Source organism: Vibrio sp. 10N.261.51.F11 (assembly GCF_041471665.1).
In the GTDB taxonomy this organism is placed as follows: domain Bacteria; phylum Pseudomonadota; class Gammaproteobacteria; order Enterobacterales; family Vibrionaceae; genus Vibrio; species Vibrio crassostreae_C.
The window spans coordinates 36,866-49,378 of sequence record NZ_JBFROW010000046.1 but is presented as its reverse complement, the minus strand read 5'-3'; the positions used below and the strand labels follow the sequence as shown (position 1 = coordinate 49,378).

At 44.5% G+C, this 12,513-nt stretch carries 10 protein-coding genes; 3 read left to right on the top strand and 7 right to left on the bottom strand.

The features are described 5' to 3' along the window. Positions 1-16 precede the first annotated feature (16 nt). From AB4351_RS15660 to lrp, 4 genes are all read right to left on the bottom strand, one after another. A complete protein-coding gene (locus AB4351_RS15660) occupies positions 17-1,372 on the bottom strand; it encodes a replication-associated recombination protein A (protein WP_372126494.1) in 1,356 nt (451 codons plus the stop codon). A 64-nt stretch (positions 1,373-1,436) separates the two neighbouring features. Next, entirely contained in the window at positions 1,437-2,033 is a 597-nt protein-coding gene (lolA, locus tag AB4351_RS15655) for an outer membrane lipoprotein chaperone LolA (protein WP_017060248.1), read from the bottom strand. 75 nt (positions 2,034-2,108) lie between these two features. After that, the gene (locus tag AB4351_RS15650) at positions 2,109-5,192 is read right to left on the bottom strand and encodes a DNA translocase FtsK 4TM domain-containing protein (protein WP_372126492.1); all 3,084 of its coding nucleotides are present in this window, start codon (positions 5,190-5,192) and stop codon (positions 2,109-2,111) included. Positions 5,193-5,355: 163 nt separating this feature from the next. Further along, complete coding sequence (gene lrp, locus AB4351_RS15645; RefSeq protein ID WP_004734558.1) at positions 5,356-5,850, bottom strand: leucine-responsive transcriptional regulator Lrp; 495 nt, start codon at positions 5,848-5,850, stop codon at positions 5,356-5,358. Between the two features lie 156 nt (positions 5,851-6,006). On the opposite strand from lrp, the gene ald reads away from it, so the two are divergent. Next, complete coding sequence (gene ald, locus AB4351_RS15640) at positions 6,007-7,131, top strand: alanine dehydrogenase (RefSeq protein ID WP_017060246.1); 1,125 nt, start codon at positions 6,007-6,009, stop codon at positions 7,129-7,131. A gap of 155 nt (positions 7,132-7,286) precedes the next feature. Here ald and AB4351_RS15635 read toward each other — a convergent pair whose 3' ends face one another. After that, positions 7,287-8,489 carry a methyltransferase gene (locus AB4351_RS15635; protein WP_102393838.1) on the bottom strand — a complete coding sequence of 401 codons (1,203 nt, stop codon included), beginning with the start codon at positions 8,487-8,489 and terminating at the stop codon, positions 7,287-7,289. A gap of 140 nt (positions 8,490-8,629) precedes the next feature. Beyond that, entirely contained in the window at positions 8,630-9,604 is a 975-nt protein-coding gene (gene cysB / locus AB4351_RS15630) for an HTH-type transcriptional regulator CysB (RefSeq protein ID WP_017060244.1), read from the bottom strand. A 322-nt stretch (positions 9,605-9,926) separates the two neighbouring features. On the opposite strand from cysB, the gene AB4351_RS15625 reads away from it, so the two are divergent. Next, positions 9,927-10,691 (top strand): hypothetical protein, encoded by a 765-nt coding sequence (locus AB4351_RS15625; RefSeq protein ID WP_017060243.1) that lies wholly within the window; start codon positions 9,927-9,929, stop codon positions 10,689-10,691. A 143-nt stretch (positions 10,692-10,834) separates the two neighbouring features. Next, positions 10,835-11,590 carry a tRNA isopentenyl-2-thiomethyl-A-37 hydroxylase MiaE gene (miaE, locus tag AB4351_RS15620; protein WP_050644556.1) on the top strand — a complete coding sequence of 252 codons (756 nt, stop codon included), beginning with the start codon at positions 10,835-10,837 and terminating at the stop codon, positions 11,588-11,590. Positions 11,591-11,694: 104 nt separating this feature from the next. Here the strand turns inward: miaE and pyrF are convergent, their stop codons facing one another. Continuing rightward, the gene (gene pyrF / locus AB4351_RS15615) at positions 11,695-12,390 is read right to left on the bottom strand and encodes an orotidine-5'-phosphate decarboxylase (RefSeq protein ID WP_017078954.1); all 696 of its coding nucleotides are present in this window, start codon (positions 12,388-12,390) and stop codon (positions 11,695-11,697) included. Positions 12,391-12,513 lie beyond the last annotated feature (123 nt).

Below are 12,513 nucleotides of genomic sequence, written 5' to 3'. Positions count from 1 at the left end.
CGATATCCAAAAAAGACTACTTTTCATAGCGTTTTTGTGGGCTTTTTGCGTCCAAATCCGCCAGATAATCTAGCTTCTCGCCAATTTTGGTCTCTAAGCCTCGTTTTGTTGGGAAATAGTATTGCTTCTCTTCCATTTCAGGAGGCAGATATTTTTCACCCGCCGCGTAGGCTCCTGGTTCGTCATGAGCATAACGGTATTCTTGCCCGTAGCCCATGTCCTTCATCAAAGTTGTCGGTGCATTTCGCAAATGATGCGGGACTTCATATTCAGGAAGATTGTGAGCATCTGTTAACGCTTGCTTCCAAGCGGTGTAAACGGCGTTACTCTTTGGTGCACATGCAAGATAAACAACCGCCTGCGCAATCGCACGCTCCCCTTCGGCTGGGCCAATGCGAGTGAAGCAATCCCACGCCGACATCGCAACCTGCATGGCACGAGGGTCAGCGTTGCCAATATCTTCAGAAGCAATCGCCAGCAAGCGTCTAACGATATACAAAGGATCACAACCCGCCGCAATCATTCGTGCTGACCAGTACAAGGCCGCATCAGGGTTTGAGCCACGAATTGACTTATGAACCGCGGAGATTAGGTCGTACCAAATATCACCCTTGTTATCGAAACGAGCGACTTTCTCACCAGCCACTTCAGCCAACAACTGCAAGGTTATCGCTTTCTCGCCTTTATCGTTGTCTTCTGCCATGTCATACAGCAGTTCAAGGTAGTTAAGCGACATACGCGCGTCGCCGTTAACCAGTTCTGCAAGGCGATCTAAAACATTATCAGCAAAATCAACAGGCACATCACCTAACCCACGTTGCTTATCTTCAATCGCTTGGCGAATGACAAGAGAAATATCATCTGTGTTCAGGGACGTCAGTTTGTAGACACGCGCACGTGACAACAAAGCGTTGTTCAGTTCAAAAGATGGGTTTTCTGTCGTCGCACCAATAAAGGTCACGGTGCCATCTTCGATATGAGGCAGAAAAGCATCTTGCTGACTTTTGTTAAAGCGATGGACTTCGTCCACAAACAGGATGGTTCTGCGCCCTGCTTGCTTGTTCTCGCGCGCTTTTTCAATTGCAATACGAATGTCTTTTACGCCCGAGGTTACCGCCGATACACGTTCCACTTCAGCATTCGCATAGTTTGCTGCAACTTCGGCTAACGTCGTTTTACCGGTGCCCGGAGGCCCCCACAAAATCATCGAGTGGATATGGCCCGCTTCCAACGCTCTGCGAAGTGGTTTACCTGGGCCTAATATATGCTGCTGACCGATGTACTGTTCGACAGTTTCCGGTCTCATACGAGCAGCAAGGGGACGAAAATCTTCGTCCCCCGCAAAATCTAAGCTGTAATTACTCAATTGCAATCTCTTGATTCGTTGATGGCATTAATGCCTATCGACGTACTACCAAACGATCTGCTTGTTTAGATCAGTTTCTTTGGTCGTCGACCTCGACACCTTCCGGTGCCACAAAAGTAAAGCGGTCTGCTGCAGGTTTACCCAAATCAACATTGCTAAAGGTAAACTCACCTTTTTGACCGTCTTGTTCAATCACATTAAAGCCCTGAACAATGCCCTTTTCGGTGATATTAATCTGGAAGTCACCCTGATTAGAATCGACAGCAGTTGGCGTTAGCGTGAATTGGTTACCCGTTTGCGCCACATTATAATTATCCCAATCACTTTCTTGGTTACGTGTAAGCAGGACAAAAGGTGTCTGTGATGTCGCTTGCTCTTGCCAATAAATGCTCACTTGCTCAATGAACGGGCTGTAGTACCACAAGCTTTGGCCATCAGATACCAACAAGTTTTCATCAGGGAACGTGGTCTCCCAGCGGAACAGGCTTGGGCGTGCAATCTCTACCGTGCCCTCACCTTCCATAACAACATCACCATCAGGGCTGGTCACGACTTGTTTAAAGTCAGCGCTGAAGCCTGCGTTTAATGCCAAGCGGCTACTCAACTCTTCTTTCGGAGAAGCAAACACTGAGAAGCTCATAAATAAAAGTGCGAATACTTTTTTCATCAATAATCCTGTTAGAACATAAGTCGGTCATATTTTCGATTTGACCGACTGAATAGTTATGAGTTCCTACCGGAACTAATCTTTTGGTGGCGCTGGTGCTAAGACTTCTCGGTTACCGTTATGACCTGGAGCACTTACGATACCTTGAGCTTCAAGTTGCTCGACAATACGTGCAGCACGGTTGTAGCCAATCTTGAATCGACGCTGTACACCTGAAACTGAGCCACGACGTGAATGAACAACGTGTTCTACCACCTGATCAAACAGAGGATCGACCTCTTCATCACCTTCCATCTTCTCACCCGGAAGCAAGGTTTCTGGAGTTTGTTCGCCGTTGGTGATTTCATCAATATAGTTTGGCTTACCACGCGCTTTCCAGTTATTCACGACTGCGTGTACATCGTCATCAGATGCAAAGGCACCGTGAACACGAGTTGTATGGCTAGAACCAGGAGGCAAGTAAAGCATATCACCCATACCCAATAGTGATTCCGCACCACCTTGATCAAGGATAGTTCGTGAATCCGTTTTGGTTGATACCGTAAAGGCAACACGGGTTGGAATGTTCGCTTTGATAAGACCAGTAATAACATCCACTGATGGACGTTGCGTCGCTAGGATCAAGTGAACACCCGCCGCACGTGCTTTTTGTGCCAAACGTGCAATCAGTTCTTCAACCTTCTTACCAACCACCATGATTAGGTCGGCAAATTCATCAACGATAACCACAATGTAAGGCAGCTTCTCAAGCAATGGCGCTTCTGGGTCCATGCTGTCGCCCGGCTTCCACAGTGGATCGTGAATTGGGTGACCCGCTTCCGCTGCCATCTTAAGCTTATCGTTGTAACCTTTAATGTTACGAACGCCTAATGCTGACATCAGCTTATAACGTCGTTCCATCTCGCCAACACACCAACGAAGGGCGTTCGACGCATCTTTCATGTCGGTTACCACTTCAGACAATAGATGAGGAATACCCTCATAAACCGATAGCTCAAGCATTTTCGGGTCGATCATGATGAATCGAACATCTTCCGGTGATGCTTTGTAAAGCATACTCAGAATCATTACGTTCACACCTACCGACTTACCAGAACCGGTTGTACCCGCAACCAGAACGTGAGGCATTTTCGATAGGTCAGCAATAACGGCTTCACCTGCGATATCTTGTCCTAGGACCACTGTTGTTGGCGATTTTGCTTCTTGGAACTGAGGGCTAGCAACCACATCTGAGAAGAATACCGTTTGGCGGCTCATGTTAGGCAGTTCTAAGCCAACATAAGGCTTACCCGGAATCACTTCTACGACACGTACTGCCAATGCAGAGAGTGAACGCGCTAAGTCCATAGAAAGACCAGAAATACGGCTTACTTTCACACCTGGAGCCAGATCAAGTTCGAATCGAGTGATTACTGGACCTGGGAAAATGTCGACAACGTCTGCTTTGATCTTGTAGTCCGCTAGCTTAGATTCAACAAGACGAGCAATTGCCTCTAGCGCATCACGGTCAATAAAGGTTTCACGCTTTTCAGGGTGGAATAACAATTCAAGCGTGGGTAATGGCTCAGCAGGCTTAGGTAAATTAACATCTTGTTGAACCAAGAACGGATTCTGCGCCGCTGCCATATTCGCTTGGGCTTCAGAAACAATGCTTTGGAATGCGGCGACATCTTGATCTTGATGCGCAGGTTCTTCTTCCGTTACTTCTTCCCAAGGAAGATCAACAGTTGGCTCTAGGTTTTGTGCTGTTGGCTGTTCTGATTCAAGCTCTGAGCCCTGTTGGTAGCTTTGCTCTTCCGTAACATCAAACGGTGAAGGTTGTGCAGAGAAATCGTCTTCCACGGTTGCTTCTGGCTCGCCCATAGGTGAAGCGTATAAAGATTCAGGTTGAACATCTTCAGAACCAAATTCGCCATTTACTTGTGGTGAGCTATCTAATTCTGGTTCAGCACTTCTAAGATCAGCATGAGCAGGGCCAACTTCTGGTTGTTCGTTCTGCATGTATTGTTGGTAAGCAACCTGAGAATCATGCGCGTCAACCTGATCTTGTTCTGCTAGGTCATCTTCATACATGGCCGCATTTTCTAGCTGCTCTATCGTTGCATTCAACTGTTTAGAGCGCTCAATACCTTCTTCTAGCGGTTCTTCTGGCGCTTGGTAAACAGCTGCTGCAGGGATCGTTTGCTCTGACTCAATTACCGCTTGAGGCTGAACCTGAGGTTCTTCATGAACAGGAGCTTCTTGTTTCGCAGGAGCATCGACAGGCATATGAATATTGTAATGACGCTTCGGCGATGCAGCATTGTCTCGCGCATTTGTCGCCACGTCTGCCGACTCATTGGTCGCAGAAAAACTCATCGCAGGATCTAGCGGATCATGCTCTGTTGATTCTTTGTTGCCTTCTATAGCAGGAACATCGCGGTAAGTTGGCGCTTGATACTGCTGATGACGTTCTTCGATTAAATCGCGGTCTGCTGATTCTCTTAATTGAGGCTCAAGCAGCTCTTGGTCTTGGCCACGAGCCTTATTAACAGTAGACGTGAAAAATTTGATGGCACATTCACCCAACCATTCCACAATGCTTAGCCAAGAGATACCGGTTAATAGAGTGAAACCAGCACCCCATAAGAAAAGAAGAACCAGCGTACTACCAAGAACATTCAACGTTGGAAGTGCAAGGCTTGTTAAAACGTCACCTACCACGCCACCGGATGAAAAGTACCAGATGTCGTCAAAGTTGATATCCGCTAAACCACAACTCGTAAGAATTAGGATAGTCAGGCCAAGTAAGCGAGTGCCCCACAGCATGAAGTCGATCTGCTCGTCTTCATTACGTTTGCGGAATAAAACCCACGCAGCAACCGTCACTAAGATAGGCAGAGGGTAAGCCAAAGAGCCAAATACGAAGAAAAGCGTATCCGCCAACCAAGCACCTAGGTAGCCACCCGCATTTTGAATGTCACCACCCCACGCCGTTTGCGACCATGATGGGTCTGCAGGACTAAAAGTTAATAACGCAACGGCAAGTAGAATAGAGAAGAGAACACCGAGAATCAGACTGCACTCTTTGAGACGTTGAGAACCACTCAAACGAGGAGACTGAGGCTCTTCACTCGTTTTAATGATTGTTTCTACTTTATTACTGCTCTGCTTGAACATAAACCAACTTAATAATTAAACGGGATAAAAACATCTCGAGCGGCCAAAGCCGCTCGTTTCAATGAAACTACTGTTGATTTAACCATATCAAACAGAAAAACCCAATTCCAGAAAGCAAGAAAGCGGAACAAATGTCCGCTTTCTTTCATTTCACCAATTGTGACTAACGAGTTTTAATCACAAGTTGATTGGTTTGTTTCACTTCTTCCATTACTACGTAAGTTCGAGTGTCGTTTACGCCCGGTAGACGAAGTAACGTATCACCCAGTAGCTTACGGTAAGCACCCATATCAGATACACGTGTTTTTAGAAGATAGTCAAAATCACCCGACACTAAATGACACTCTTGGATGTCATCCAGTTTCTGCACAGCTGTGTTGAATTGTTCGAACACATCTGGCGCACCACGGTTCAACGTAATTTCAACAAACACTAAAAGTGAAGCATCAAGGTACTGTGGGTTCAGCAACGCTGTGTACCCAGTAATGTAACCTTGACGTTCTAAACGACGAACACGTTCAAGACATGGAGTTGGAGAAAGTCCTACTCGTTTTGAGAGTTCAACGTTTGAGATACGACCGTCTTTTTGCAACTCATTAAGAATGTTGCGGTCAATACGATCTAGTTCCTTGGACGGCTTCTTATAATTGTCTGCCATTTTTTATTCCACCTTATTACTTCCTTGCAAAAAAATATACTACAACTTTTTAATATTCAGTATCAAATTTTATCTAAACCTATCTATACTAGATATTAATTCGACAGAATTACCCTACACATAGATAAAACAACCAAAATAAAATGAGGAGTCAGGATGATCATTGGCGTACCTAAGGAAATCAAGAACCACGAATACCGCGTTGGTATGACCCCAGCTAGCGTGAGAGAACTAATCTCACACGGCCACCAAGTTTTTGTAGAAACCAATGCCGGTACTGGTATCGGTTTTTCAGACGATGATTACATCGCTGTAGGCGCATCCATTCTTCCTACTGCTGCTGACGTTTTCGCGAAAGCAGAGATGATTGTAAAGGTTAAAGAACCTCAAGCTGTCGAGCGAGCTATGCTTCGCGAAGGGCAAATATTATTTACCTATTTACACCTTGCACCAGATTTTCCACAAACTGAAGAGCTTATCAAGAGCAAAGCTGTCTGCGTAGCCTATGAGACTGTAACAGATAATATGGGTCGCTTGCCACTATTAGCACCAATGTCTGAAGTAGCTGGTCGTATGTCTATTCAAGCAGGTGCACAAACATTAGAGAAATCTAACGGTGGTTGTGGTCTTCTTCTTGGTGGCGTTCCAGGTGTTGAACCAGCAAAAGTTGTTGTTGTTGGTGGCGGTGTTGTAGGTGCTAACGCAGCACGTATGGCTGTAGGCCTTCGCGCTGATGTTACAATTCTTGACCGTAACGTAGATACACTGCGTCGACTTGATGAAGAATTCCAAGGTCGCGCAAAAGTGGTTTATTCTACTGAAGACGCCATTGAGAAGCATGTTCTAGAAGCAGACCTAGTAATTGGTGCAGTACTAATTCCTGGCGCAGCAGCTCCAAAATTGGTTACAAAAGAGCACATCGCTAAGATGAAGCCAGGTTCAGCAGTTGTTGATGTTGCAATCGACCAAGGCGGTTGTTTCGAGACTTCTCACGCAACCACTCACGCAGACCCAACTTACATTGTTGATGACGTAGTTCACTACTGTGTTGCAAACATGCCTGGCGCTGTTGCTCGTACTTCAACTTACGCACTAAACAATGCAACACTTCCTTACATTGTTAAGCTAGCGAACAAAGGCTACCGCGAAGCACTTCTATCTGATGAAGGCTTCCTAGAAGGTCTAAACGTTATTCACGGTAAAGTAACTTGTAAAGAAGTTGCAGAAAGCTTTGACCTTGAATACGTAGACCCAGCAGAAGCAATCGCAATGTTTAACTAATGATGTAATGACTAACTGAACGCAATAATCTTCTCGTTGAAGCGTTCAGTTAACTCATACACATTAAACAAAAAGCCAGTACGACATTATGTCGCGCTGGCTTTTTTGCATTAATGGATTTAGTTCGTAAAAACACGTAACAGTACGGTTTACCACTAGCGCTCGATTTTAACCCCATGAATCAATAGATTTCTTGGCGTAATACTGCGTTCACAGAACTCTTCAATCGTAGCTTCATAACCTTGCTCTTGCAGATAGATAGCGCGATCTAAAGCCAGCCATATCTCTAATGGTCGTCTAAAGACTTGTTGAACCAAACTCAGCTTTTCCATTTCCCAGAAAAGCGCTTCGCCTTGAATCAAATAAGAGTCAAAATCAATATCTGAGCCCAGCGATAGCTCTTTCACTTCAGATGCCCAACGGCAGAAAGATTCAAAACCCTCAGCTAACTCTGATTTTTTGATGCTCGGTACAGGAATGTATTCGTCAATGTTAAGTTCAGCCTTAAGCAACTGGCTGAAGCCTAGACGATAGCTCATCTCTAGTTGACGATGTCTTTTTACTCTTTCACCACCAGTAACGGTTTCTTGAAGCGGGATTCTCAAGTCGCTCTTACTTAACGTTAATGCAGAGCTTTTCGCGATAGAAGACATCGCTTGATAGTTTTCGTCTCGAATAAGATGATAACAACAAGGAGAAATAGTGACCGCTGGTAGCCCATGTGACACTGACTTTTTAACTAGCTCAACATGAAGATCACCACAAGCATGAAGGGCCACGGCATGTTGGTACGAATTAAACACGTCATCGGCCTTGTCTGAAAACGCATCTCCTTGAACAAAATCCATCGCTAACTTCTGGTCATCCGCAATCTTTTGTCCGCTTTCGCATAACGATTGCTGCCATTCAAAGCTAGTGACTTTTTGATCCGATTGCTGAGATAGGATTCGACCAAGAAAGCCTTTACCAGAACACCACTCGAGCCACTCTTTGCCATGGTGATGGCATAATGCAGCCTCGCCCATTGCGACAATTTGATGTAGCTTTCGGCCAGGAATACCATCAGCAGTACCACGTGGGAGGTCTAAACCAACCAAAGCAGTGTTATCGAACTGGATGTTTTGGGTAGCAGTTTCTAATTCAGGTAGGAAACGAGTCAGTTCCTCAATCAAAAGCTGAGGCTGCTCTTTTAAGGTTTGAATGCTTTCATTATCTAAGCTTTCTAACCAATCAACGAGTGGACGATTGACCTCTTTCCACGGCTGCTGTTGAGTTTGGCATAGGTGAAAAGGCTCTGAACGCCAGTAAATCTGGTGCTCTAGCAAAAATGAATCGAGTATTTTAAATCGTGAATGCATGCTTCCCCCTATGATGCGTGGATTGTAGGGGTAAGAGGTCGAAATGGAAAGGCCCGATAAAGAAAACGAAAACTAAAAGCCCAAAAGAAAAACGGCCTGTAAATACAGGCCGAATAAGAATCAAAATTTACACGATGAGATTAACGAACTGGCAGTTCGATATCTTTAAACATCTCTTCGATCTCTTCGTTCGATTTCAAAGAAATAGCTTGCTCAACCACAGGGCGAGTTAAGTGCGGTGCAAAACGCTCCATGAAATCAAACATGTAAGAACGCAAGAAGGTGCCTTTTCTAAAACCAATGCTGGTTGTGCTCGCACCAAATAGATGGCTCGCATCAATCGCAACCAAATCAGTATCTTGCTCGTGGTCAATAGCCATACTTGCAATTACACCAACACCAATGCCCATACGAACGTAGGTTTTGATTACGTCTGCATCGGTCGCAGTAAACACAACACGCGGTGTTAAACCTACTTTGTTAAACGCGGTATCAAGCTCAGAACGGCCAGTGAAACCAAATACATAAGTCACGAGAGAGTAAGCCGCAAGATCTTCGATCGTGATATTACGCTTCTGTGCCAGGGGATGATCTTTGGTCACGACGATCGAACGATTCCAGTGGTAACAAGGCAGCATAATCGCATCTTGGTAAAGGTGTAGCGCTTCCGTTGCAATCGCAAAATTCGCTGTACCTTTAGCGACGGCTTCTGACATTTGGCTTGGCGTACCTTGGTGCATGTGAAGCGATACTTTAGGGTAACGCGCCGTGAAACCTTTAATCACATCAGGCAGTGCATAACGAGCTTGAGTATGAGTCGTTGAAATATTCAATGTACCCATCTCTGGATGAGTGTGCTCACCCGCTACCGCTTTAATACTTTCAACGCGTGCCAAAATCTCTTGAGAGATACGAATGATATCCTCACCCGCTTGGGTAACCTGCGTTAGATGCTTGCCGCTACGCTCAAAAATCTGAATACCTAGTTCGTCTTCAAGTAATCTAACTTGCTTACTAATGCCAGGCTGAGATGTGTACAAACTCTCTGCTGTAGCTGAAACATTTAGGTTATGGTTTACAACCTCAACAATGTACTTCAGTTGCTGTAACTTCATATCTAACCTCGTAATCCTTTACTCATTTCTGTGCTAACTTATTTGCAAAGAGAGCGTTATAGTCGCGTGTAATATAATTAATAGTTATAACGCTTCGAACACAAAAATGACAGAAAAATTGAGTTTTTCTAGCTTAACAAACAAAAATATCACTAACGCTTTGCAACCCAACCCTCATTCTCATACATTAGTTGGTAAGTTTTGATTGCCGATTTCGCTCAACAAGAGATAATCAGAAATTGCAATTTACGAGTGCCGATACACAATGGAATCGTGTATCCTCTCCAGTTAGCTATAGAAAATAATAAGCAGACTCAAATATATGAATATTGGTTTAATAATCGTCTTAGTAGCCGTTCTTTTGGTGTTAGTTTTAGGCTACAACATCATGCTTCAATATAAAGTTAAGGTAGAAACAGCGAAGAAACAGGAAGCTTCTCGTTATCTAACCATTATTGACGGTACAGAAGAACTGATTGGCAACGCTCATCACATGCCGTTTAGCCAAGATCTTCTTGTATGCTTAAACAATCGAATTCTTGATGCATTAGAAAACATGTATCAACTCGATCCAAAAAATAAGCAGCTTGCCCAACGCATTGAAAGCGTAAAACAACAAATCACTCAGCTAAAAGAGAACTACAAAGGTGGCGAGAGTACCGCTTTCCGCGTACCAAGTAGTGACAAGCAAGCGATCATGATGCTTAAGTTAGTTAAACGCCTGCGTGATACGGTGCGCAACGAGCACAATAAAGGCCGTTTCGAGACTCAAGCTTATGTGGTTGAAAATGCTCGCCTAGAAACAATTCAAATCCGTATTAACATTGAAAATGTTATCAAACGTGCAAACGATTCGATTTCTCGCGGACAACCGGGAACAGCGATTCAGCTATTACGCAAAGGTATTGATGCTTTGGCGACTAAGAACGACTCGTACTCTAATCAAGCCAAAGAAAAGCTTCAACAGATGCTTAACGAGCTTGACCAGAAACGCCAAGACAAAAACGCTCAAGATTTGCAGCAGATGGAATCTAAAGAACGAGAAGACGATATGGATGCCCTCTTCGGTCAGAAGAAGAAATGGTAACAGTCTAACTCAACACTTAAAGGCCGCCTTATTTACATTAAATAGGCGGCCTTTTTTGTAGCTGTTGAATTTCCTTTCTCTGTATAGGGAGATCTCTTGAGCTGTGATAAAATCCCCGCATTATCAACAAACTTTCCCTGACCATGTATCAAGAATTACTCGCTCCAATCCACTCTTTTCTTAAAGCCGAAACGCCAGATTCATGGATAGATGAAGCCAAAAAGCCAGAAAATCTTCACATCATTCTACGCGATCACATGCTGTGTGAACTTAAGGCGGCACAGAGTGCTTTATTCCTTATTCGCAAGTACGCCGTCGATAAAGAAAGCGCGAAGCAACTGAATGAATGGATTTTGCCATACGAGCAATTTGCTTACCGTCGTATCGGAGACTTAGAGTCTCTGCGTGGTAAAAGCAACGTATCCAAGCAAATCACAGCGAAAGAAGGCTGTAATTACGGTGCTGACCTAATCGATAAGATGGTTTTACTGATCAAAGAAGAGCTGCATCACTTCTACCAAGTCATGGAGTTGATGGAGAAGAAAGGCGTGACTTACCAGCCAATCGAGGCGGGTCGTTATGCTAAGGGCTTGATCAAACAAGTTAAGACTTACGAGCCTGATGCTCTGGTTGATAAGCTTATCATCGGTGCGTTTATTGAAGCTCGCTCTTGTGAGCGCTTCGCTAAATTGGCTCCTTTCTTGGAAGAAGACATGGAGAAGTTTTACGTGTCTCTACTTCGCTCAGAAGCTCGCCACTACCAAGACTACCTTGAGCTAGCAGAGCAGATCGCAGGGAAAGATATTTCAGAGCGTATTGCGCATTTTGCTCAAGTAGAAGCTGATCTTATCACTTCAGATGACAACGACTTCAAATTCCATAGTGGCGCTCCGGTTTAAGCTCCACACAGAACATTCAGTCCAGTTTAGACTAATCCAGACTAAAAAATTAAGGCCAGCAATTTGCTGGCCTTCTTTATTTATATCTCAATCCAAATATAGACTTAAGCAAGCGTACCGTTGATCTCTGCAAGTACAGCAGCAGGGTCTATCGCTTGCGTAATCGGACGACCAATAACAAGGTAGTCTGAACCTGATTCAATCGCTTTAGAAGGCGTCATGATGCGCTTCTGGTCACCCACATCTGCGCCGACAGGACGAATACCTGGAGTAACTAGCTTGAACTCTTGACCAAGTGCACCTTTAAGCAAAGAAGCCTCTTGTGCAGAACATACAACACCGTCTAAGCCAGAGTTTTTCGTTAGAGAAGCCAAGCGCATCACTTGTTGTTGTGGTTCAAGATCCAGACCGATACCCGCTAAGTCAGATTGCTCCATACTGGTGAGTACCGTTACACCGATTAACAGTGGACGATCTTTGCCATAAGGTTCTAAGATTTCGCGAGAAGCCGTCATCATACGCTCACCGCCACTTGCGTGTACGTTCACCATCCAAACACCCAGTTCAGCGGCAGCACGGACTGCTTTTGAACATGTGTTCGGGATGTCGTGAAATTTAAGGTCTAAAAATACTGAGAAACCACGCTTATGTAATTCACGAACAAATTCAGGGCCAAACAGGGTAAACATCTCTTTGCCCACTTTTAGGCGGCAAGATGCTGGGTCAATTCGATCGACAAAGGCTAACGCATCCGCTTGATTATCATAATCCAAGGCTACAATGATTTTTTGGTCGTTCATTTCATCTCCTAACGCAGTTAACTTTCTAAAAATTTCTAATCACCTAAGCAGGTGATAAATAACAGTCATAAAAATGCAGCCCGAAAGCTGCAATTAATAATTTGGTCTTAAAGTGACCACAAA

What these genes read in the sequence shown, in the direction of transcription:
- lolA (WP_017060248.1), bottom strand. Translation starts at nt 2,033, where the DNA reads ATGAAAAAAGTATTCGCACTTTTATTTATGAGCTTCTCAGTGTTTGCT.
- miaE (WP_050644556.1), top strand. Translation starts at nt 10,835, where the DNA reads ATGTATCAAGAATTACTCGCTCCAATCCACTCTTTTCTTAAAGCCGAA.
- cysB (WP_017060244.1), bottom strand. Translation starts at nt 9,604, where the DNA reads ATGAAGTTACAGCAACTGAAGTACATTGTTGAGGTTGTAAACCATAAC.
- AB4351_RS15625 (WP_017060243.1), top strand. Translation starts at nt 9,927, where the DNA reads ATGAATATTGGTTTAATAATCGTCTTAGTAGCCGTTCTTTTGGTGTTA.
- ald (WP_017060246.1), top strand. Translation starts at nt 6,007, where the DNA reads ATGATCATTGGCGTACCTAAGGAAATCAAGAACCACGAATACCGCGTT.
- lrp (WP_004734558.1), bottom strand. Translation starts at nt 5,850, where the DNA reads ATGGCAGACAATTATAAGAAGCCGTCCAAGGAACTAGATCGTATTGAC.
- AB4351_RS15635 (WP_102393838.1), bottom strand. Translation starts at nt 8,489, where the DNA reads ATGCATTCACGATTTAAAATACTCGATTCATTTTTGCTAGAGCACCAG.
- AB4351_RS15650 (WP_372126492.1), bottom strand. Translation starts at nt 5,192, where the DNA reads ATGTTCAAGCAGAGCAGTAATAAAGTAGAAACAATCATTAAAACGAGT.
- pyrF (WP_017078954.1), bottom strand. Translation starts at nt 12,390, where the DNA reads ATGAACGACCAAAAAATCATTGTAGCCTTGGATTATGATAATCAAGCG.